Source organism: Psychroserpens sp. Hel_I_66, assembly GCF_000799465.1.
GTDB lineage: Bacteria > Bacteroidota > Bacteroidia > Flavobacteriales > Flavobacteriaceae > Psychroserpens.
The window spans coordinates 689,725-713,150 of sequence record NZ_JUGU01000001.1 but is presented as its reverse complement, the minus strand read 5'-3'; the positions used below and the strand labels follow the sequence as shown (position 1 = coordinate 713,150).

The 23,426-nt window shown below is 34.7% G+C and carries 22 protein-coding genes; 13 read left to right on the top strand and 9 right to left on the bottom strand.

Features of this window, described 5'->3' with window-relative positions; translation table 11 throughout:
* Positions 1-103: 103 nt before the first annotated feature.
* Positions 104-2,515, top strand: coding sequence for a thiamine pyrophosphate-dependent enzyme (locus GQ40_RS03330; RefSeq protein ID WP_047545729.1), 2,412 nt, complete (start codon positions 104-106; stop codon positions 2,513-2,515).
* 201 nt (positions 2,516-2,716) lie between these two features.
* Positions 2,717-3,088, top strand: coding sequence for a DoxX family protein (locus tag GQ40_RS03325; RefSeq protein WP_047545727.1), 372 nt, complete (start codon positions 2,717-2,719; stop codon positions 3,086-3,088).
* Positions 3,089-3,232: 144 nt separating this feature from the next.
* On the opposite strand, the gene GQ40_RS03320 is transcribed toward GQ40_RS03325, so the two are convergent.
* Entirely contained in the window at positions 3,233-4,063 is an 831-nt protein-coding gene (locus GQ40_RS03320) for an alpha/beta fold hydrolase (RefSeq protein ID WP_047545725.1), read from the bottom strand.
* 102 nt (positions 4,064-4,165) lie between these two features.
* On the opposite strand from GQ40_RS03320, the gene GQ40_RS03315 reads away from it, so the two are divergent.
* The 4 genes from GQ40_RS03315 (at position 4,166) to GQ40_RS03300 (ending at position 6,425) form a co-directional block, all read left to right on the top strand.
* Positions 4,166-4,636, top strand: coding sequence for a hypothetical protein (locus tag GQ40_RS03315; protein WP_047545723.1), 471 nt, complete (start codon positions 4,166-4,168; stop codon positions 4,634-4,636).
* 99 nt (positions 4,637-4,735) lie between these two features.
* Positions 4,736-5,155, top strand: a complete 420-nt coding sequence (locus GQ40_RS03310; protein WP_047545722.1) for a hypothetical protein — start codon at positions 4,736-4,738, stop codon at positions 5,153-5,155.
* Between the two features lie 55 nt (positions 5,156-5,210).
* Positions 5,211-6,062, top strand: coding sequence for an alpha/beta hydrolase (locus tag GQ40_RS03305; RefSeq protein WP_047545720.1), 852 nt, complete (start codon positions 5,211-5,213; stop codon positions 6,060-6,062).
* Positions 6,063-6,185: 123 nt separating this feature from the next.
* Positions 6,186-6,425, top strand: coding sequence for a CBU_0592 family membrane protein (locus GQ40_RS03300; RefSeq protein WP_047545718.1), 240 nt, complete (start codon positions 6,186-6,188; stop codon positions 6,423-6,425).
* Between the two features lie 214 nt (positions 6,426-6,639).
* On the opposite strand, the gene GQ40_RS03295 is transcribed toward GQ40_RS03300, so the two are convergent.
* From GQ40_RS03295 to holA, 3 genes are all read right to left on the bottom strand, one after another.
* Positions 6,640-6,894 (bottom strand): Rho termination factor N-terminal domain-containing protein, encoded by a 255-nt coding sequence (locus tag GQ40_RS03295; RefSeq protein ID WP_047545716.1) that lies wholly within the window; start codon positions 6,892-6,894, stop codon positions 6,640-6,642.
* Positions 6,895-6,913: 19 nt separating this feature from the next.
* The gene (locus GQ40_RS03290) at positions 6,914-7,474 is read right to left on the bottom strand and encodes a type 1 glutamine amidotransferase domain-containing protein (RefSeq protein ID WP_047545714.1); all 561 of its coding nucleotides are present in this window, start codon (positions 7,472-7,474) and stop codon (positions 6,914-6,916) included.
* A 126-nt stretch (positions 7,475-7,600) separates the two neighbouring features.
* The gene (gene holA, locus GQ40_RS03285) at positions 7,601-8,608 is read right to left on the bottom strand and encodes a DNA polymerase III subunit delta (protein WP_047545712.1); all 1,008 of its coding nucleotides are present in this window, start codon (positions 8,606-8,608) and stop codon (positions 7,601-7,603) included.
* Between the two features lie 108 nt (positions 8,609-8,716).
* Between holA and GQ40_RS03280 the strand changes: the two genes are divergently transcribed.
* From GQ40_RS03280 to GQ40_RS03270, 3 genes are all read left to right on the top strand, one after another.
* Positions 8,717-9,172 carry a type I restriction enzyme HsdR N-terminal domain-containing protein gene (locus GQ40_RS03280; RefSeq protein WP_047545710.1) on the top strand — a complete coding sequence of 152 codons (456 nt, stop codon included), beginning with the start codon at positions 8,717-8,719 and terminating at the stop codon, positions 9,170-9,172.
* 12 nt (positions 9,173-9,184) lie between these two features.
* Positions 9,185-10,177, top strand: coding sequence for a glycosyltransferase family 2 protein (locus GQ40_RS03275; protein ID WP_316931482.1), 993 nt, complete (start codon positions 9,185-9,187; stop codon positions 10,175-10,177).
* Positions 10,178-10,299: 122 nt separating this feature from the next.
* Positions 10,300-11,157, top strand: coding sequence for a flagellar motor protein MotB (locus GQ40_RS03270; protein ID WP_047545707.1), 858 nt, complete (start codon positions 10,300-10,302; stop codon positions 11,155-11,157).
* A 79-nt stretch (positions 11,158-11,236) separates the two neighbouring features.
* On the opposite strand, the gene GQ40_RS03265 is transcribed toward GQ40_RS03270, so the two are convergent.
* Positions 11,237-11,857, bottom strand: a complete 621-nt coding sequence (locus tag GQ40_RS03265) for an L-threonylcarbamoyladenylate synthase (protein WP_047545705.1) — start codon at positions 11,855-11,857, stop codon at positions 11,237-11,239.
* A 47-nt stretch (positions 11,858-11,904) separates the two neighbouring features.
* On the opposite strand from GQ40_RS03265, the gene GQ40_RS03260 reads away from it, so the two are divergent.
* A complete protein-coding gene (locus GQ40_RS03260) occupies positions 11,905-12,774 on the top strand; it encodes an alpha/beta hydrolase (RefSeq protein ID WP_047545704.1) in 870 nt (289 codons plus the stop codon).
* A gap of 94 nt (positions 12,775-12,868) precedes the next feature.
* On the opposite strand, the gene GQ40_RS03255 is transcribed toward GQ40_RS03260, so the two are convergent.
* Positions 12,869-15,187: an ATP-dependent helicase gene (locus tag GQ40_RS03255; protein WP_047545702.1), complete on the bottom strand. Its 2,319-nt coding sequence runs from the start codon at positions 15,185-15,187 to the stop codon at positions 12,869-12,871.
* A 142-nt stretch (positions 15,188-15,329) separates the two neighbouring features.
* On the opposite strand from GQ40_RS03255, the gene GQ40_RS03250 reads away from it, so the two are divergent.
* Positions 15,330-16,607: an amidohydrolase gene (locus tag GQ40_RS03250; protein ID WP_047545700.1), complete on the top strand. Its 1,278-nt coding sequence runs from the start codon at positions 15,330-15,332 to the stop codon at positions 16,605-16,607.
* 3 nt (positions 16,608-16,610) lie between these two features.
* Here the strand turns inward: GQ40_RS03250 and GQ40_RS03245 are convergent, their stop codons facing one another.
* Positions 16,611-18,179, bottom strand: coding sequence for a hypothetical protein (locus GQ40_RS03245; RefSeq protein ID WP_052184133.1), 1,569 nt, complete (start codon positions 18,177-18,179; stop codon positions 16,611-16,613).
* A 70-nt stretch (positions 18,180-18,249) separates the two neighbouring features.
* Between GQ40_RS03245 and GQ40_RS03240 the strand changes: the two genes are divergently transcribed.
* Both GQ40_RS03240 and GQ40_RS03235 read left to right on the top strand, forming a co-directional pair.
* Positions 18,250-19,818 (top strand): FMN-binding glutamate synthase family protein, encoded by a 1,569-nt coding sequence (locus GQ40_RS03240; protein WP_047551367.1) that lies wholly within the window; start codon positions 18,250-18,252, stop codon positions 19,816-19,818.
* Positions 19,819-19,855: 37 nt separating this feature from the next.
* Positions 19,856-20,374 carry a hypothetical protein gene (locus GQ40_RS03235; protein WP_047545697.1) on the top strand — a complete coding sequence of 173 codons (519 nt, stop codon included), beginning with the start codon at positions 19,856-19,858 and terminating at the stop codon, positions 20,372-20,374.
* Between the two features lie 2 nt (positions 20,375-20,376).
* Here the strand turns inward: GQ40_RS03235 and GQ40_RS03230 are convergent, their stop codons facing one another.
* Positions 20,377-21,276, bottom strand: coding sequence for a patatin family protein (locus GQ40_RS03230; protein WP_047545695.1), 900 nt, complete (start codon positions 21,274-21,276; stop codon positions 20,377-20,379).
* Entirely contained in the window at positions 21,273-23,300 is a 2,028-nt protein-coding gene (locus GQ40_RS03225; protein ID WP_047545693.1) for a M1 family metallopeptidase, read from the bottom strand. The genes GQ40_RS03230 and GQ40_RS03225 overlap by 4 nt, the downstream gene beginning before the upstream one ends.
* Positions 23,301-23,426: the final 126 nt, after the last annotated feature.

Genomic DNA, 23,426 nt, shown 5'->3' with positions numbered 1-23,426 from the left:
TTAAAAAGCGTCTTTTTTTTGACAAATCACCAATATTATAACAAACTACATCGTTGTAACATAAGTAAATTTTAATTAAATTTGTATCTAATTATTTACAGCTATGCCGACAACAACAAAGACACCTTCTGAAATTACTTTTAAGGATTTTAAAGACGAAATCCTAAACGATTACCGTATTGCTGTAACCAGCAGAGAATGTAGTCTTTTAGGTCGTCGTGAAGTGTTAACCGGTAAAGCAAAATTTGGGATTTTTGGTGATGGTAAAGAAATCCCACAATTGGCCTGGGCAAAGGTTTTTAAAAACGGTGATTTCCGTTCTGGTTACTATCGTGACCAAACCTTTATGATGGCTATTGGCAAATTAACCATAGAACAGTTTTTCGCTGGGCTTTATGCACATACTTCTATAGAAGCAGATCCCATGAGTGCTGGACGCCAAATGGGTGGTCATTTTGGCACTCATAGCTTAGATGAAAATGGTGAATGGAAAAACTTAACCCAACAAAAAAATTCTAGTGCAGATATTTCTCCTACAGCTGGGCAAATGCCAAGACTTTTAGGTTTAGCTCAAGCATCAAAAATATATAGAAATGTTTCTGGGATTGATACCGAAAAATTCTCAGTAAAAGGCAATGAAATTGCTTGGGGAACTATTGGTAATGCAAGTACAAGTGAAGGATTATTTTTTGAAACCATTAATGCTGCAGGCGTTTTACAAGTGCCAATGGTTATCAATATTTGGGATGATGAGTACGGGATTTCTGTACATGCAAGACACCAGACCACGAAAGAAAATATTTCTGAAATCCTCAAGGGATTTCAAAGAGACGAAGATAACAAAGGATACGAAATTTTAAAAGTTAAGGGTTGGGATTATACCGCGTTGGTTGAAACTTACCAAAAAGCAGAACAGATTGCCCGAGAAGAGCACGTACCCGTGATGATTCACGTTGTAGAATTAACGCAACCGCAAGGACACTCAACCTCTGGTAGTCACGAACGTTACAAAAGTAAGGACCGTCTAGATTGGGAAAAAGATTTTGACTGTATTGCACAAATGAAACTTTGGTTGATCAACAATGAAATTGCTACCGAAGAAGAACTAGATGCGATAACTAAACATATAAAAAAGGAAGTTAGAGAAGGTAAAAAGGCAGCATGGAATGCATTTTTAAAACCAATTCTGGCAGAGAAAAAACAAGCCATTCAATTAATAACTGCAGCATCTCAAAAAAGTGCTAACCAAGTTTTTATAACTAAGATTATTAATGATTTAGCTGAAATTCAAGAACCTGGAAGAAAAGATGTGATCTCTTCGTGCAGGAAATGTCTACGCTACCTCGTTGGAGAAGATTTTAGTGAAAAGACCCAACTTCAAAATTGGATCAATTCCTACTTAGATACCGTTCAACCTAATTACAGCTCACATTTGCATAGTCAGTCAAAGTGGTCTGCTTTTAATGTTTCCGAAGTAAAACCTACTTACAGTGATGACGCAGAGCAAGTAGATGCTCGTTTGATTATTAGGGATAATTTTGATTATATCTTCGGAAATAATCCTGAAGCATTAATATTTGGAGAAGACTCCGGAAACATTGGTGACGTCAACCAAGGTTTAGAAGGACTGCAGGAAAAATATGGTGAACTTCGAGTTGCCGATGCAGGTATAAGAGAGGCTACAATTCTCGGACAAGGCATCGGGATGGCAATGCGTGGTTTACGACCAATTGCCGAAATTCAATATTTGGACTATATTCTCTATGCTCTACAAATTATGAGCGATGATTTGGCAACGCTTCAATATAGAACAAAAGGAAAACAAAAAGCACCGTTAATTGTGCGTACCAGAGGCCACAGACTTGAGGGGATTTGGCATTCTGGTTCGCAATTAGGAGGTATTATCAATTTGATAAGAGGTATTCACGTACTCGTACCAAGAAATATGACTAAAGCTGCTGGTTTTTACAACACACTTTTAGAAAGTGATGAGCCTGCATTGGTTATAGAATGCTTAAATGGTTACCGTTTAAAAGAAAAAATGCCAAATAATATTGGAGAATTTAAAACACCAATTGGTGTTGTAGAGACTGTAAAAGAAGGTGCAGATATTACTTTAGTTTCCTACGGATCAACGCTGCGCATGGTGGCACAGACCGCAAAAGAATTACAAGAAGTTGGTATTGATGCAGAGGTTATTGATGTACAATCATTATTACCCTTTGATATTAATCATGATATCGTAAAGAGTCTTGCAAAAACGAATCGCTTGATGGTTATTGACGAGGATGTACCTGGAGGAGCTTCCGCTTATATTTTAAATGAAATATTAAACACCCAAAACGGTTTCCAATATTTAGACAGTCAGCCAAAAACCTTAACCGCAAGACCACACCGTCCTGCATACGGGACTGATGGTGATTATTTCTCAAAACCTTCAATAGAGGATATTTTTGAAGCAGTTTATGAAGTTATGCACGAAATGAATCCTGCTGATTATCCGAAGTTGAGATAATAGTATTACTTTAGTCTTCTAAAATACTAATACCCTGTTTCCTGATTTTACTAGATGGAGCTTACCCTAGTGATTCTTGTAACTCAATAATTGATTTTTTGTGATTGAGTATAAGAATTTTAGTTTTTTTTCTAAATTTTCAAATTGTAATTATATTTTTTTGATATTTGTCTTCACCAGAAACTAACTCAACCATATTATATGAAAAAAAACTTCACAGATTTAGCGCTATTACTACTTAGAGTAGGTTTTGGCGGATTCATGCTCACTCACGGTATTCCTAAAATAAGTAAACTTTCAGATCCCTCAACATTTCCAGACCCATTGGGAATTGGTGCACTGCCTTCACTAATTTTATGTCTAATTGGAGAAGTGATAGCTCCAATACTTATCATTATAGGCTTTAAAACCAAATGGGCTGCAATACCTGCTGCTCTTACAATGTTGGTAGCTGCATTTGTAGTTCACGCTAAAGATGATCTTGCAACGAAAGAACACGCTTTGTTATACATGATCGCATTTATTGCCATCTTTTTAGCAGGACCAGGAAAAATCTCAATAGATAGAAATTAAATTAATAATAAAAACTATTATATCGTAAATGGTTTTTATTACAGATGTTTTAATTCCGAAGAAATTAAATACAAAAAAAGCTAGTTTGGCGTTATGCTAACTAGCTTTTTTTATTTAGATTTTTCTGTATTTCTTAATTTTAAATTACTTCTTTAAGAAGTCTATTAAAATTTTATTGAACTCGTCTTTATGAGTAACATTTAGACCATGAGGAGCTCCTTTAATGACTTCAAGTTTACTATTGTCTATTCCTTCGTGAGCTTGTTTTGCAGATGTTTCAATTGGCACTGTACCATCTGCGTCTCCATGAACAATTAACGTTGGCACTTTTACATTTTTTAGCTCTGATCTAAAATCGGTATCCATCCAAGCCTTTGCGGTTTCAATGGTTGCACGTGGCGATGCATGTGAGGCAACTATAAAATCGTAATCTAATTGTGCTTCACTAACACGATCTTTATTGTCTTTATAGTTATAAAAGCCTTTTGAGAATTCCTTTAAGAACCCTACACGGTCATTTTCTAGAGCGTCTTTGATTCCTTCAAGATCTTTTTCTGGCACTCCATCTGGATTGTCTTCTTTTTTCTTAACTAAAGGAATGATACTACTTATTAATGCAGCTTTTGCGATATTCTCATTTCCAAAGTCGGTAAAATAACGCACCACTTCTCCTCCACCCATTGAGAAACCAACAAGAACCACATCTTTGAGCTCTAATTGTTTTATGAGTTGGTTAAGGTCTGTTGTGAGCGATGAATAATCATAATTGTTCCAAGGTGAGGATGAAATTCCAAAACCACGACGGTCATAAGAAATACATCTGTATCCTGCTTCTACGATTTTCCAGACTTGTTGCTCCCAAGATTTACGACTTAGTGGCCAACCGTGGATCAATATCACTGGTTGTCCAGATCCATAGTCTTCATAAAATATATCTACGTTTTCTTCTTGTGTTTTATTTGTTATAAATGGCATAAAAGTTTAATTTTAAATTCAATCTAATTTACCTAGATTTTAAGGTATTCATTAACCTGATTGGATAAATGATTTGCTCAAACAAAAACTTATTACTCAGTTATGAAAGCAGTTTCGGTAGTTACCATAAGAAAAGAACTTAAACATAAAACCAACCAAGAATTGGCAGAACTTTGTTTGCGCTTATCCCGTTTTAAAAAGGAAAATAAAGAGCTACTCACCTATTTGTTATTTGAAGCTGATAGTGAAGCTGGCTACATTGAGACCGTAAAGGCAGAAATTGATGAACAGTTTGAGCTCATTAATACCAATAGTTTTTTTTATATTAAGAAAAGTGTACGCAAGATTCTTCGGAACACTAAAAAATACATACGTTATTCACTCAATAAGGAAACCGAAGTTGAACTGCTACTCTACTTTTGCAAAAAGCTAAAGAACATGAAACCGTCTATTAACCGAAATACAACACTAACCAATCTTTATGACCGTAATATTGAAGCGATTACCAAAAAGGTTTTGAACCTTCATGAAGATTTGCAGTATGACTATAATATGCAGTTGGAAGAGATTTGATTTTTTTTCTGAAAATATCAGGCTTTAATCAGTTATCAAATAAAGTTTAAGACTATGTAATCCAGAAAACTTAATTAATAATGAAAACCAAATAGATAAATGAAAATAAAATTTAAGAAGAAACGATTAATAAGCACATTAATTTTCGCCATAGTATGGATAGGGATTGGTTTGTATAGTGTTATAGACCGTGATAATTCCCGTTGGCCAAATGTTATACATTTATTGTTCGGAGTTCTTTTTTTGGGACAATATCTATATGACTTGACAAATCAATATTTAATTATAAAGAACGGAACTATTATAAAAAAAAGAATAATTGGATCAAATCATAAAATAAAACTTGACGATATCAATTATATCAAACACTTTGCGGGAGATTACATCTTATACTCGAAGCAAAAAAAACTGACAATTAATTCACAGTTGATTGAAAAAAATTCATTTTTAGAATTGAAAAAAATGTTAGCTAATCTCAATCTGCCTTCAGAAAAAACGCCTTTTGCCAAAAGTTTATAATAACATAATAGACTAAAAATCATACAAAATATCTTTCCGCATTCAATAATAATCTATGATAAAAAAATTAGGAATAGTAATAATTGGAATTATAACCTTATCAATAATGTCTTGCCAATCAAAAAAATCAACTTCAAATTCAGAATCTAAATTTTTTACCGATTCAATTTACAGTGACTATTTAGACGAATACCGAAAACATAATGTCTATTTACCAAAAGGATTTGATGACACAAAAACATACCCGATCATATACTCTACAGATGGCAACAAAATCACAGAGAACAGTTTTTACAAGAGAACATTAGACTCATTAATCAACAATAAAATCATAGATCCCGTAATACTGATTAAAAGTTATTCAAATAATAAAATTGCCGACAGTAGTGGTACCTTGGGCAATGGAGACACTATGTATTTAACATTAAGATATTTTGAATACGTAGATCAATATTCTGAAGGTAACAATAATCCAGAATTAGCCAACAGGTTTGACAACCATATGCGATATTTTAATACTGAATTATTGTCTTCCGTAGAGCAAAAATTTAACCAGAAACTAACCAAAGAGGATAGATATTTTTATGGTGTTTCAAATGGAGCAGGCTTTGGTTTATATTTATTAAATAAATATCCAAATACGATTGGCACCTACCTTTGCTTTTCTACGTTTGGTGGAGATGTCCAATCGAGTGCCTGGGAGAAGAATATAGATTATCCTAAATTATATTTGCAATATGGAAGCAAAGAACCATCCTTTCTTAAAGAAGATGCGGAATTTTTAAAATCGAAATACGAAAAACTTGATTTATTTGCAGATATCCATGAATTTGAAGGTGGACACGATTATAAAAAATGGAATGAAAAATTCATTGAAATTATAAGCAACATATTGGCCACCGAATAAGTCCTGCCCATAAAACGTATGTTCTGAAAGTTTTATTCACAGAGTTGGTTTATTTTATTTACTTACTTTATTAAAATTCCAGTCATTTAATAAAACAAAATTAATTGCATAAAATATCTAAAAATGAACACTATTGATTGGATTGGCTGTATCGGCGTTTTTCAAATTCTATTGGCTTACATACTCAACGTAATAGGAAAAATAAATAATAATGATCTCAGTTTTATATTGCTCAATTTAGCTGGAGCAAGTATGGCCTGTTTAGCTTCTATACTTATGACTTATTACCCATTTGTTATACTTGAAGGAGTTTGGGCTTTGGTTTCATTAATTTCACTAATCAATTTCAAAAGAAAATCATAGATGACTGCAGAAACAAATTAATTTCAATTAATAAAGATTTTATTAGGAATGACAACAATATTAAACAACGGTAATTACGTGTTCTGTACCGTTATTGACCGTATTAAAATTGAAAGGAAAATTGTCATTTATGTACTTTTCCAACATAATCAGAAACAAAAAAAGCGCAATATCAACATAATTGATATTGCGCTTCAAAATGTAAATAGAAAACTTAATTATTTCTCAGAGCTTTGATTAGCTCTTCTTTATTCATGTTACTTCTACCATCTATACCTACCTTTTTTGCTTGATCATACAAGTCATCTTTGGTTCGTTCTTCATAAGGTTTAGCTTTCCCTCCTTTTTTACCAGAGTTTTCAGTGTTAGCTATTCTAGCAGCTTTTTCTTTGCTATAACCTTCGTCTTTGAGGGCTTCATATTGAGCATCGTTTTTAATGCTTGCACCATGATTTTTTTGTTTTCCCATAATTACATTTTAATTTTAATTAGGCAGTTTGCATTTTATGCTTACCTTCATAAATTTCCTCTACTAATTTAGAGCAAAATGCTGGTAAATCATTTGGATTTCTACTGGTAACCAAGCCCTGATCACATACTACTTCTTTATCAAACCAGTTGGCTCCAGCATTTTCAATATCTTTTCTTATTGAACTAAAAGAAGTTACATTTCTATCCTTTAATACGTCAGCTTCCACCAATAACCATGGTGCATGACAAATTGCACCTACTGGCTTATGATTTTCAAAAAATGACCTCGTAAAACTTACTGCTTTTTCATTTCGTCTTAATTTATCTGGGTTAATAACTCCTCCTGGTAATACAAGAGCATTATAGTCAAACTGCGATACTTGATCTAATGTTTTATCAACGTCATATTCTTTACCCCAATTTCCATCAGCCCAAGATTTAATCTTTCCTGATTCTTCGGAAATAATATGCACCTCTGCTCCAGCTTCTTTAAGAGCCTTCATTGGCTCTCTAAGTTCACTTTCTTCAAATCCGTTGGTTGCTAATATTGCTACTGTTTTCTTATTTAAATTTTCCATTTTCTATTTTGGTTTTTATGTTGTTAATATTTCGATTACTTTAATATAACACATTAAAAGCCCAAAACACTATATTTTACAGGGTTTAACGATGATTTAATACTTTATGTTAATAGGTGTTAAAGCTTATGTAAAGATGCGTACCATTAATTCTTTTAATAAGTCGCCTTGAGGTACAGCATTTGAATTTACGCCCTTTCCCCTAACATCAAATTCTCGAAGTGTCGAGACCACTTCACTAACTTTTCGCATCGGAAAATTTCGCGCTGCAGATACATATTCATTAACGAAATATGGATTTATTTTAAGTGAAGAAGCCACGTTTCGTGGATTTTTATCATTGAGTCCATGATAATGTAAAAGCTGGGAAAAGAAACTAAACAATAAAGAAACCGTTACAACCATTGGGTTATCCTTTGGATTATCACCAAAATAATTTACAATCTTAAATGCTTTTACCTTGTCCAATGCACCAATAGCTTTACGCAGTTCAAAATTGTTATAATCTTTACTAATCCCAATATGCTCTTCAATATGTTCTGCGGAAATTTGCGTGCCTTCTGGCAAAACGATCTTTAATTTTTCAAGTTCATTATTGATCTTGCCCAAATCTGTTCCCAAGAATTCAACTAGCATTTGAGAAGCTTTTGGGGAAATCGTATAATTTTGTCCAGAAAGCACTCGACGTATCCAGTCTGACACTTGATTCTCATATAACTTTTTACTTTCAAAAACTACGCCTCCACTTTTCTTTATAGCCTTAAAGAGCGCTTTTCGTTTGTCAATTTTCTTGTATTTATAATTAACAACCAGAAGTGTTGTGGGTTGTGGATTAGCAGCATAGGCTGCAAGCTTTTCTATAGTTCTTGATAAATCCTGGGACTCTTTTATAATCACTACCTGTCTCTCAGCCATCATAGGATATCTCTTGGCATTTGAGACAATGTCATCTACCGAAATATCACGACCATAAAGCACCATTTGGTTAAATCCCTTTTCTTCTTCAGAAAGTACATTTTTTTCAATATAACTGGATATGGCATCAATGTAATAAGGCTCCTCACCCATAAGGAAGTAAATAGGCTTTATATCTCCTCTTTTTAAATCTGATACTATCTTTTTAACGTCTTCCAATTGCTGAAAAATTCCAAATTATTAAATCCCGAATTCCAAAAAAATAAATAGCACTTTTGGATTTCGTTTAGAGTGGAGTAACTTTGAAGAAAATCTGAATACATCTTAATGCAAGAATTAAATTTTCCGAAGTATGAATTCCGTTTCAAAAGTAACGAAAATAAAGTTTCTATTTTTGATGGGATTCGCAAAAAATTCATCGTTTTGCAACCCGAAGAATGGGTGCGTCAACACTGCGTTCAGTATTTAATTCAGCATAAAAACTATCCTCAATCGTTGATTAATGTAGAAAAAGAGTTAAAGGTCAACGGGTTATCAAAACGATACGACATCGTGATTTTCAATACAGATGGGAGCATCCACCTCATTGTAGAGTGCAAATCCCATAATATAAAAATAGACCAGACCACTTTTGACCAAATTGCACGCTACAACCTATCACTAAACGCAACCTATTTAATGGTCACTAACGGAATTAATCATTATTATTGTAGGATGGATTTTGAGAATGAGCGTTATGAGTTTTTGAAGGATATCCCTAGCTATATTAAATCCACAAATTAAAATCGCAAACAAATATATTCAATACTGAAAGTAGCAATCGTCATACTCAACTGGAACGGGAAGGAATTACTAGAAAAATTCTTACCATCGGTCACGCAGTATTCTGAAAGTGCTGAGGTTTATGTTGCTGATAATGCATCTACAGATGATTCCGTAGCATTTATAAAACTCAAATTTCCGAAGGTAAAAATTATCGAGAACGCTACCAATGGTGGTTACGCGAAAGGTTATAACGATGCGCTACAACAAGTTGATGCAGATGTATTTTGCCTTTTAAACAGTGATGTTGAAGTCACACCAAATTGGCTCAATCCCATAATATCGGAGTTTGAAATCAATGACAGTACTGCTATCATACAACCTAAAATATTAGATTATAAAAACAGGACATTTTTTGAATATGCTGGAGCTGCTGGCGGATTTATTGATCAATACGGTTATGCCTATTGCAGAGGTCGCATCTTTGACACGATAGAAAAAGATGACCACCAATATGATAATGACCTTGAGATTTTCTGGACTTCTGGTGCCTGCTTTTTTATTAGAAAGTCGATTTTTGAAATTTTGGGAGGATTTGATGAGAGCTATTTTGCACACTATGAGGAAATCGATTTGTGCTGGAGAGCTTTTAATGCTGGATTTAAAGCGAAATATATTGGTGCGTCCACAGTATATCATGTAGGTGGCGCGACGTTAAATACTGTAAATCCTAAAAAAACATATCTCAATTTTAGAAATAGTCTATTTACGTTGACCAAAAATGCAGAAGGTGTTCTCTTCGGAATCATTTTCACCAGGTTGACACTAGATGGGATTGCAGGTTTGAGATTTCTGCTGCGTTTAAAGTTTGCTCATTTTGTGGCGATATTAAGGGCTCATTTCAGTTTTTACTGGCACTTGCCTAGACTTTTGAGTGAGCGCAAAAAACTTCCGAAGAGAAAAAACTACTTCAAAACCAAGTCAATCGTGTGGTCATATTTCGTTAAAAAGCGTTATTACTACTAATTGTTAGTAAATGTGTTAAAATTTTAGTTAAATACATTAATATCAATTCTTCTTTTATCTAATTTTGGTACGTTCTAACAATCGAACAAAAAAAATTTATAACTAATTTTTTAAAAACAATTATGAGAAAATTAATGCTATTAAGTGTTGCTGGAATGTTGATTTTGACTTCATGTGTGTCTAAGAAGGAATTTATGGCACTAGAACAAAAACAAAAAGAAACGCAAGACCTATTAAATTCTGCTACCGTAAAATTAAATAGCTGTTTGTCTGACAAGTCGGCTGCAATGGCAAGAGTGGAAACTATGAAAGATCAACTTGAAGATATGCGTAAAACTAATCAAGATTTGATCAATACTAAAGGTAATTTAACAACTTTGACTCAAAAAGGAGCAGAGAACTTGGAGAAATCTTTGGAGAGCTTAAAAGAAAAAGATCTTAAAATCACAAGATTACAAGATGCGTTAACAAGAAAAGATAGTGTAACGTTAGCAATTGTAACTAGTCTTAAAAAGGCTGTTGGTATCAATGATCCAGATATTGAGGTAAATGTTGAAAAAGGTGTTGTTTTTATATCTATTGCAGATAAATTATTATTCCAATCTGGTAGCTATAATGTAACCAACAAGGCTAAAGATGTATTAGCTAAAGTTGCTAAGGTAATTAATAGCAAACCTAACTTTGAAGCTATGGTAGAATCTCATACAGATAATGTACCTTACTCAAAAGGAGTGTTAGTTGATAACTGGGATTTAAGTGTAAAACGTGCAACGTCTGTTGTAAGAGTTTTAGAAGAACTGGAAGTAAACCCACAACAGTTAATCGCTGCTGGTCGTAGTTATTACGTACCATTAGTAGAGAATGATACTGCGGAAAACAAAGCAAAAAACAGACGTACTCGTATCGTTGTATTACCTAAGATAGATCAATTCTATGAAATGGTAGAACAAGAAATGAAAACAATGACTGAAGGAAATTAATCCTGAAGACATAAAAATAAAGAAAGCCCAATCGAAAGATTGGGCTTTTTTGCTTTTTGCTTTTGCTTTTTACTAATTCCTAAAAGATCTCCAAACTCCCCTTACCTTCCCTCACTATCAAAGGTTCAGATTCTGATAAGTCAATTATAGTGGATGCTTCATTATCACCATAACCTCCATCAATCACCAAATCAACAAGGATGTCCCATTTTTCAAGAATTAACTCAGGATCTGTAGTATATTCTATCACATAATCTTCATCACGAATAGAAGTAGATACAATTGGATTGCCAAGCTGTCTTACAATCTCTAGAGCAATGTTATTTTTAGGAACACGTATTCCAACAGTTTTACGTTTTTTAAACGGATGTGGTAAATTATTAGAACCTGGTAAAATAAATGTGTAAGGTCCAGGAAGTGCACGTTTTAAAATTTTAAATGTTGACGTATCAATTTGCTTTACATAATCACTTAGGTTGCTCAAATCTTCACAAATAAATGAGAAATTTGACTTTTCAAGTTTAACACCCTTAATTCTTGCAATCTTTTCTAAAGCCTTGATATTAGTGATGTCACACCCTAAACCATAAACAGTATCTGTGGGATAAATTATTAATCCGCCTTTTTTAAGCACATCAATTACCTTCCTAATTTCTTTAGGATTAGGATTTTCCTCATAAATTCTTATCAGTTCAGCCATAATATGTATCTTAGAAATACGTTTACAAAGTAATTAATTATTTTATTATGAAAACAATTAAATTTTCATTGTTGTTGCTTTTTGTGACAATCAGCAGCTTATCCTGCTCATCAGATGATAGCTCAATCGGGAATGATCCAGGAGAAAATTCAAATTTAGAATTTCGTCAAGAGCTAAATGTGTCCTACGGAAATGATAACGATCAAGTCTTCGACATCTATTTACCAGCAAATAGAACCACAGAAACCAAAGTCATGATTTTAGTTCATGGAGGCGGATGGACCACTGGTGACAAAGCAGATATGAATCCAATTAAAGACCTTATTCGCCAGGATTTACCAAATCTCGCTATTGTAAATATCAACTACAGACTTGCAGATCAAGATAATCCGCCATTTCCTATGCAAATAGATGATATTACTACCGTAGTCAATTTTTTAAAAGCGTATCAAAACGAATACGTGATCTCTAATGATATCGGTTTTATTGGCACAAGCGCTGGAGCGCACTTATCTATGCTTTGGAGTTATGCGTATGATACTGATGACGACATCAAAATGGTCTCAAGTATAGTCGGACCAGCGAATTTTACAGATCCAGCATATACAGAAAGTGAGAATCCTTTTCTAATTGAAATTATTAATACCTTCGGAATTGATACCTCTACAGCATTTTTAGAAGAAATCAGTCCGTATCACCAAGTCGACGCTTCATCCCCTCCAACCATTTTATTTTACGGTGGCCAAGACCCGTTAATACCAACAAGTCAAGGCGTTGAGATGGAAGCTAAATTATCTAATTTAGGAGTGACACACCAGTTTACACTCTATCCAAATGCAGGACACGGTTGGGTCGGGCTAGAATTATTAGACACTTGGGCGAAGCTAAAAGCATTTACACAAACGCATTTAGAATAATTTTCTCTTCGGAGATTTTAAGGATTAAAATCATTGATTTTTAAACTTAGAAAGTTTGGGTCTTCCCAAGAATAAAATTTCCGAAGAAAGCATTTTAGCCAAGCACATCCAATTTAGCAAACCTTAGCAACAACTTCTTAACGCCTCCAATTTCAAAATTAATTTCAGCCTTAACATCTGCACCCTTTCCTTCTATTTTTAGAACTTCTCCTTTTCCGAAGCGACTATGCTCAACAAAGTTACCAACGACTAAATTACCATCAAAAAGATTGGCTTTATCTGGTGCGCTGGATTTAGAAACAGGCTTTAAATTTTTAGGTGCTACAAATTTTGGAGGTGCCTTCGTTTCCGATTTTCTCCTTATTGGTTTCTTAAACCTAATTTGATTTGGCTCAACATCTCCAAAAATATCTGCACTCAACATTGGGTTTTGGCGAGGATCATTTATTGGTGTTATAATATCAACAAACTGGTCATCGATCTCTTCTATGAATCTGCTAGGCTCTGCATCAATCAATTTTCCCCAGCGGTAACGCGACAAGGTGTATGTCAAATACGCTTGTTTTTCAGCTCTTGTCAACGCCACGTAAAATAAGCGTCGCTCCTCCTCCAACTCACTTCTTGTATTCATACTCATGGCACTTGGAAATAAATCCTCCTCCATACCAACGATGAATACGTAAGGAAATTCAAGACCTTTTGCCAAGTGAATGGTCATCATTGCGACGTGGTTAGGGTCGCCTTTATCACTATCTAGATCGGTAGCGAGCGCAACGTCTTCAAGAAATTCTGCGAGAGAATCTCCTGCATCTGCAATTTCGATTTGACCTTCAACAAAATCCTTAATACCGTTTAACAGTTCCTCAACGTTTTCTAATCTTACTTGACCTTCTGGTGTACCATCTTTGTTGACTTCCTTTATCAGTCCGCTGGTTTTGGTCACGTGCTCAGTCAACTCAAACGCATTTGCGGTTTGGTTCATCACCTGGTAACTTTCAATGAGCGTGACAAAATCTTTCAGCTTATTTTTGGTGCCTTTGTTAATATTGATATCTATTTCATCAATATGTTGAAGAACTTCAAAAATCGATTTTCCGAAGCCATTTGCAGCAACCACCAAACGATCAACCGTTGTTTGGCCAATGCCTCTCGCAGGATAATTGATCACGCGTTTAAGCGCTTCCTCATCCGCAGGATTCAATATAAGTCTCAAATAAGCAGTTACATCCTTGATCTCTTTGCGTTGGTAAAATGACAGTCCGCCATAAATACGATAAGGGATATCTCGTTTGCGAAGTGCGTCTTCAATAGCCCTGGATTGCGCATTGGTTCTATATAAAACAGCAAAATCACTATTGGGAAGTTGATTATTCATCTTGTTTTCCCAAATGGTACTTGCAACGTATCTACCTTCGTCACCATCAGTAAGCGAGCGATGAACTTTTACTTTTTCACCTTCTACATTTGCAGTCCAAACGACTTTATCGAGCTTCGTTTTATTATGTTCTATAACAGAATTGGCTGCACCTACAATATTTTTGGTCGAGCGGTAATTTTGCTCTAAACGATACACCTTGACATCATCATAATCTTTTTGGAAGTTTAAGATGTTATTGATGTTAGCACCACGAAACGCATAAATACTCTGCGCATCATCACCAACGACGCAGATATTTTGAAAACGATCAGACAACGCTCTAACAATCAAATATTGGGAGTGGTTCGTATCTTGGTACTCATCTACCAAAATGTATCTAAACTTGTTTTGATATTGCGCCAAAACGTTAGGAAATCGCGTCAATAACTCATTGGTTCTCAACAACAAATCATCAAAATCCATCGCGCCTGCTTTAAAGCACCGATCTACATAATTCTTGTAGATTTCTCCCATTCTAGGACGTCTTGCAGCTGTATCTGCTTCTATCAATTCCGGATTTTTAAAATATGCTTTTACTGTAATGAGGTTATTTTTATATGAAGAAATACGACTGTAAACTTGTTTCGTTTTATAAATATCCTTGTCCAATCCCATCTCTTTAATAATAGAGCCCAATAGTTTTTGGGAATCCTGAGTATCGTAAATGGTAAAATTGCTCGGAAAACCTAAATGATGCCCTTCAAAGCGCAATATTCTAGCAAAAACAGAGTGAAATGTTCCCATCCACAGATTTTTCGCTTCGCCATCCCCAACAATATCTGCAATTCTGCCCTTCATTTCTTTGGCAGCTTTATTTGTAAATGTCAACGCCAAAATATTAAACGAGTCCACGCCTTTACTCATCAAATAAGCAATGCGATATGTGAGTACTCTAGTTTTTCCAGATCCTGCACCAGCAATGATAATCATTGGTCCATCTATTTGAACCGTTGGCTCATACTGTGCTTCGTTTAACTGACTTAAATATTTCTCCAATTCTAATTTTTTTTAAAACGTGAAATTAACCAAAAGCCTCGTTTTTAGTAAACGATTTTATGAATAATTATAAACAATCAAGGCTAAGATTTTAGTTTCACATATTTTGAATACCTTTAAGCTCATCAATAAATTTTAAACCATGAAAGTAATTGTTACGTTGTGTTTTTTCTTCGGAAGTTTAGCAATATTCTCACAAAACAATATTGAAAAAGACATCATAGATATCGAATCTAAAGTGATTGAGTGGCGTCGCGATTTTCATCAAAATCCAGAGCTATCCAATCAAGAGTTTAAAACTGCTGAAAAAATTGCAGCACATCTAAAATCTTTGGGATTAGAAGTTGAAACAGGAATCGCTATAACAGGTGTTGTTGGCATTTTAAAAGGAGACCAACCAGGTAAAGTCGTTGCACTTCGAGCAGATATCGACGCACTTCCAGTAACAGAACGTAATGACTTACCTTTTAAAAGTACAGTAGAAACCGAATTTTTAGGAACAAAAACTGGCGTGATGCACGCTTGTGGGCATGACACACATACAGCCATTTTAATGGGAGTTGCAGAAGTATTATCAAAACACAAAGACAAAATAAAAGGAACAGTCAAATTTATCTTTCAACCTGCAGAAGAAGGGCCACCACCTGGAGAAGAAGGAGGTGCAGCACTAATGATCAAAGAAGGAGTTTTAGAAAATCCAAAGGTGGATGTTATTTTTGGTCTGCATATCAATGCAGGAACTCCTGTTGGCGTTTTGAAATATAAAAAAGGTGGCATTATGGCTTCCGTAGAACGTTTTGTTATCAACGTCAAAGGGAAACAAACCCATGGTTCACAGCCTTGGTCTGGAGTTGATCCAATTTTGATTTCAGCAAAAATTATTGATGGTTTACAAACTATTATAAGTAGAGAGGCTAAATTAACAGATGAAGCTGCAGTAATTACTGTAGGCAAAATTACAGCAGGAACACGTTTTAATATCATCCCAGAAACAGCAGAACTCATTGGCACTGTTAGAACACTCGATCCTGCAATGCGCGAAATGATTGAGCGTCGTATGAAAGAAATGACAGAAACAATTGCTAAAGCTTATGGTGGAGAAGCCACTATATCTTTTAGAAACCAAACTTCTATCACTTATAATGATCCTGATTTGGTTGACCAAATGCTCCCATCTTTGCAAGAAGTCGCAGGTACTCAAAATGTTCAAATAGTAAAAGCCACCACTGGCGGAGAAGATTTTTCTTACTTTCAAGAAGTGGTTCCTGGTTTATATTTCTTTTTGGGAGGCATGAATCCAACCGAAGAATCCAAAGGTGCATTTCCTCACCATACACCAGATTTTATGATTGATGAAAGTGGGATGTTGCTTGGCGTCAAAGCATTTACACAACTAACATTAGATTATTTGAACAAGTAAATTTTAGTTGTCTTTTTTGCCATCGCCAGCCATCGCAGATAATAGGCCAGATTGGGCGTTTTTCCAAACAAAATTAAAAATAGATTTCGTCTTATCGCGATCTACTGTTTTGGTATCGCTTTCGCGGAAATTGTCTGTACTGTTTTTACTGTCTTTTGATATAAACAAATTGACTAAACCAGATAAGAATTTGTTTTTCTCTTTACCGTCATCCTGGAGAATCACAACATCAAATTGGTCGTAATCGGTCTTTAGATCTACTCTGGATGTATTGGCATTGCCATCAATCGTAAAATAGGTTTTAATCAAAGCTCCTTCTAATTTGATATTTAAATTAGGTTGCATAAACTGATTTAAATCTTTTGCTTCTAAAAGACCTAAATCTGCTTTAAAAATAAAGCCATCGTTAACGTCGTTTACATCAAAACTCCAATCCACTTCAAGAGGTGTATCTTCCATAAAAGTGGATGAAATATCAATTTTTACTGGTTGCGTTGATGATTTTAAATTAGAAACATTTGCTATAGTTGCATCTAGATTTAAAAATTCTAATTTACCAGCTTGATTGTCTTTCTTAACTTTTTCCTCATAAATAATACGTCCTTTATTTATAATTATTTTATTTAAATCTAAACTAAAGTTAAGATCCCTTAACATTTTGCTATACATTGATTTATGTGTCAAATCATCGGCTACTAATTTATCCCTGTAAATATCAATTTCAGGAGTGTTTATAATGATTTCATTGGCTTTGAAAACTGTAATAGAATCTTTGTCAAACGTTAATTTTTGATTTAATATTTCTACGGAAACAATACTCAAATCATAATGATCTCTTTCGGTTTTTATAATACTTGACAATTCCCTTTCGGAATATTTTGTTCGTAGTTTTAGGTTAGAAAGTTTAGATGTCTCTGGTGTAATTGACATCGATTCTAAAGTGAGATTCTCAAAGTCACCAACTTGATATTCAAGATTTTTTGAGTTTATGAAAAATTCCCCGAATGAAAATGGAAGCTTGGAAGTTTTAGATGATTTTGATGTAATAGACGATAATTGGATGTCTATATTTTCCGAAGAAAACAATAGGGAATCTGTATCTACATCAAAAACCTCAATATCAGCGTTCTCAATTTTAAATGTTCCAACCTGAAATGTCTTTTTAGAACCTCCATTTAAATTATCGCTATAACTTTGTTTTTCAACATTTTTGTTGTGGTAATAAGTGATTTTGGGCTTAGAAATGTTGACAAGCTCAATATTTACAGCGTCATTTTTATAAAAATCCCAATAACCTAAATTCTTCAATTCAAAATTATCGAGATTTATTTTAGCAATAACCTCATTGGTTACTTGACCTTTAATGTTTAGCGATGGCTTTTTAAGGGTTAAATTCCCGGAGAGAATGTCAATATCCACATCTTCATATTGAAAATCCATTTGCTCTGGTAAATTGGCAACATAGTCCTTAAATTTAGATTCTGCATAGAATTTTAGACTAAAAAATATAATTAAGGCAACCGCAAAAGTCACGATAAAAATAACACCTGTTTTTTTTGTAATTACTCCCATATTATAAAGATAAGTATTTGATACTTTTGTAATGCAAAAATTAAATATCTTTACGTTTCAAATTAACTTCATGGACACTTTTATTGACTTTATTTCAAGCATCTCATGGTGGATGTGGATCATTATCGTACTTGCGATAGTTGCCATTCGCGATATTTCACAAAGAAGACACACCATAAGCCATAATTTTCCTGTTGTAGGCCACTTACGATATTGGTTTGAAAGTATCGGTCCAGAAATTCGTCAATATTTTATAGCAAACAACAGGGAAGAACTTCCTTTCAACCGCATAGAAAGAGGATGGGTTTATGCCTCTGCAAAAAGCGAGAACAACTACGAAGGCTTTGGTACAGACCGAGATATTTATGCGCACCAGCATATATTTATCAATAATGCGATGATTCCTTTTAAAGTTGATGACGATCACGTAAATGCAAAGGACAAACATTTTTTGCCATGCGCAAAAGTGATAGGTCTTCATAACAAACGAAGAAAACCATTTCGACCAGCATCTATTATAAATGTGTCTGCAATGAGTTTTGGTTCACTATCAGCAAGGGCAATTGACTCACTAAATAAAGGATGTAAAATCGCTGGAGCTTACCATAACACTGGTGAAGGTGGATTGTCACCATACCACAGCAACGGTGGAGATGTTGTGTTTCACTTCGGAACAGGATACTTTGGCGTGCGCACAGAAGATGGCGGATTCTCAATGGAGAAAATGAAAAAACTTGTTGAGGAAAATCCTTTTATAAGAGCCATAGAACTAAAACTTTCCCAAGGCGCTAAACCAGGCAAAGGAGGTGTGTTACCGGGAGCAAAAATTTCAGAGGAAATCGCAGAAATTCGAGGTGTTGAAGTTGGCAAAGACGTATTATCACCTCCAAATCACAAGGCTTTTAATACTATACCAGAAATGGTTGATTTTATTGAAGCTATCGCAGAAGAAACGGGCTTACCAGTTGGCATTAAAGCTGCTATTGGCAAACTGGGTCAATGGGAAGAACTAACTGACATTATGGTCAAAACTGGTAAAGGTCCAGATTTTATTACTGTAGATGGCGGTGAAGGTGGCACTGGTGCTGCTCCACCAAGTTTTGCAGACCACGTGTCTCTACCTTGGGTTTACGGTTTTGGGGATTTGTACAAACTATTTAAAAGAAAAGGACTAGAAAAACAAGTCGTTTTTATTGGGAGTGGCAAACTTGGGTTTCCTGGCAAAGCTGCAATGGCATTTGCAATGGGTGTTGATGTTATAAACGTGGCTAGAGAGGCAATGATGAGTATTGGATGTATTCAAGCTAAGGTTTGCCATACAAATCGTTGCCCTAGTGGTGTTGCTACTCAAAGCAAATGGTTGCAACGCGGTATCGATGTTCCTTTAAAATCTGAACGTTTGGCCCAATACTTCAATACCTTTAAAAAAGAGTTCATTGAAATCACACATGCTGCGGGTTACGAACATCCTTGCCAATTCGAAATGACAGATATAGAGGTTAATGTTGACGACCACAATTTGTCGTCTGAATTGAGTATGACTTATCAATACGATAAAACACCAGTACCTTTTACCTCTATGAGAGATTTAAAAGACTGTCAATATTTAGGCGGAAAAAACATGAGACAACAATCTTAAATTACTAATTTTATAATTTAAAACAATCATTGCCATTATGGAACAACAATTAATTAATCTACTTATGTTTATCATTCCAGCTTTAATCACTGGAGCAATTGCTTATTTATTTTTTCGTGAATTTGTAGAAAATGAAACCAACAGAAGAGACTATTTAATACGCAAAGATTTACAAAAGGACAGTCTACCAATGCGACTTCAAGCCTACGAACGCATCTCTCTTTTTTTAGAAAGAATAAAGCCATCAAAATTACTAATAAGAGTTACTCCAAATTCCTCAAATAAAGAAGATTACGAAGCTTTACTTATAGCTAATATTGAACAAGAATTTGATCATAATTTAGCGCAGCAAATTTATGTTACAGATAAGTGCTGGAGCATTACTTCTACCGCAAAAAATGCAACCATTCAAATGATAAGAAAGGCAACATTATCTGATAAAGTTGATAATGCAGACAAACTTCGTGAAGTCATCATCACAGATATGATGGACAAAAGAGCGCCAAGTGACGCAGCGCTTTCATTCATAAGGGAAGAAGTTTCTGAAATTTGGTAGTTTTAAGCAATACGATTACTATCGTCGTGTCTGTTTTTAGCATAATCATAACCTTGCTCCCACCATTTTGTCATTAAACGCTTACTAAAGATCAAAGAATTTTCGGTCAAACTAACTGGCGTGTAATATAAATTGAGTTTTACGCCTCTGTTTTTGGCAGCAAGCTTGCCAATAACAATATCGCTTTTTTCTACTTGATCCAAAAGGTGACCAAATAAATTAAGCATCAAAGAAAATGGGTTTTTCCCTAGAACTTTAGAGCGCTCCATTTGCTCTGCCTCTAAAATGATGGCATCAACTTCCGTAGCACCTCTTAAAATAGCTTCCCTGATTGGGATGACGCAACCCAATCCACCATCTGCATATTCATAGCCATTAACTTTCACCAAAGACATGAACGGTATATAATTACATGAGATCCAAATCCAATTACAAAATTCCTCATAAGAATAATCTTTGATAGACTTGTACTCTACCCTGTTCATGGACAGATTAGAAACAGTCACAACAACATCTTCTTTTGTTTCCTTGATTTTTAAATATTCCTCTTTTGTGAAATTCCGTATTATGTGTCGCTTAAGCGCTTTACTCTCTCCAAACGTTCGCTTGCGCCTCATGAACTGCCATAGAGAATTTATAAAATCAATAGATACATATTCTCGATCTCCTTTTTTACGTTGCACAAAAGGGCTTATGCTAAAAATATCATGTTGCTGCACATTGGTAAACACATTATACAACTTACCAATATCACCTAAAGCCAAGTGGTTTATGAGCAAACTACCCGTTGACGTCCCCAAAAACATATCATATTCTCGACCTTCTTCCTCTATAAGATATTGCGCAACACCTCCCGCGAACGCGCCTTTACTTCCGCCTCCAGAAATCACCAATGCTCTCAATCTTGCTCGTTTTTTAGTTTATCAATCAATTGCTTGTAAGCGTCTTCGTTTTCCAATTGCGACAATAACTCTTTTGCGAATTTAGAAAACCGCCAATTATGATGTTTGGTCGCCTGTAGCAAGCTTTTGATCGCTTTTTCATCAAACCCACCAATGAGCTTTAAATAGTTAAATGCATTCATTCGCAATTCAAAATGATGCTCAGGCAAGCTATAACCAATCAGCTCGTTTAAAATATCCTGTTTTTTTTCAGGCTCAAATTCAATCGTGTTTAAATTAAGGACTAACCAAAGCAACCTTACATTATAATCACTAAAACCTTTAATATCTTTGGTTTTCTGCAAGTACTTAATGCGTTCCTGCGGAAAATTAACCCATAAATTATACAAAGCAGCCTCAATTGTGACATAGGATTTATCGTTTAAGAGTGACTCATATTCTTGTTTTATTTCCTTCGGAATCTCACTCACATATTGAGCAATCGCCTGTCTTACCTGTAAATTATTTCTAAAAGCCTCAGCTTCGATATGTTTTGAGATCTGGCTTACTACTTTTATTTTTGCCTTATCGGAAATATTAGAAACCAAATAGTCCTTGCATTTTTGAGAATATTCAGTACAATCAATACTTAAGTACTCTCGCATAAACTCAGATTTTTTAAGGCTTTTTACGATAGCATCTTCCGGGAGCTCAACACTAGTCAACCATACATCCACAAATTCAGAAAGATCTTGCTGGCTCGTTTTTTCTACTTCGGAAATAAAATCGCTTGTTTTTACATTTCCGAATTGATGCGTATTCAAATACACCTTTACAGCATCTTTAAAAGCACTGTCACCAACCTGCTCTCGCAAAACATGCAGAGCCCAAGCTCCTTTTTTATAGAATGTGGTACTGCTCGATTTGGGATCTAAAAGTGATGTGCTTTGACCCGCTTCTTCTTGAGCGATCAATTCTTGAGCATTCTCAAAAAGTTGCCAATAATAATGATCTTCACCAAAAATATCACGCTCTGCCAAGAGTGCGTAATACGTAGCAAAACCCTCTTGAAGCCAGTGATGCGCGCCAGAAGTAGCAGTTACCAAATCACCAAACCATTGGTGCGCCAGCTCGTGAGCATTGACAGTAATGTAATTTTTATCGTTATAGCCAATCGAGTCTACCACAAATCCATCTGAAAAAATTGTGAGACTGGTGTTTTCCATCCCAGAATACAAAAAGTCTTTTACGGGAACTTGCTTGTAATTTAGCCAAGGATATGCAAAACCGATTTCTTCTTCCAAGAAATCAAACATTTGCTTTATGTAACGATACGTTGGCTCTACTTTTAAAGAGTCTTCCGGATAATAGTAGTATTCTAAAGGGATTCCGCTCTTGGAGGTTTCTGTTTTTTTGTTGTATTTACCAATGGCCAGCGCAACTAAGTAGCTTGACATTGGGTTTTGCATGTCGTAGTGCCATTTAGTAAATTCCTCTCCTATGTCTCTATTAATGAGTTTACCGTTAGCTAAAACTTCATAACCGTTTTCATAAGTTATAGATAAGTCAAATTCTATTTTATCGTTAACATCGTCAATACTTGGAAGCCAATTACTCGTGTACTTTCCTTGACCTTGGGTCCAGATTTGGTCATCTACGAAATACATTGCTTTTTTAGGTATTGACTCGTATCTAAAACCAAATCTAAATTTTTTTCCAGCTTTGAATTTATCAAAAAAAACAATTTTCCCATCACTTACTTTTGATGCTATAGTGCGCTCTAATGGATTGTTATTAAACTCAGGCTTGATGCCAGAATCCTCCCAAACTTCAGATTTCAACTTTATGTTTTTTGCATCCAAATAAATAGAATCAACATCTTTAAGGATTTCAAATTCAACAAAATACATTCCGTCAACTTGCTTTGAATATGTAGAAACATTTAAATTAGCTTCTATCTTCTTAAAATCTACATCACCAGTTTGTTGAGCGGTTACATTTCCGAAGAAAAACAAAACGATTATAAATTGAAAAAGTAGTTTCATGCGTAGGATTTATCAAAGATGAGACCAAAATACGGTTTTTGCTAAGACTAATAAAGCAGAAATCGATGAGATTGATCGCTTTGATCTCAATTACATCTCAGATTACCCAAATCTATTGAATTTTAA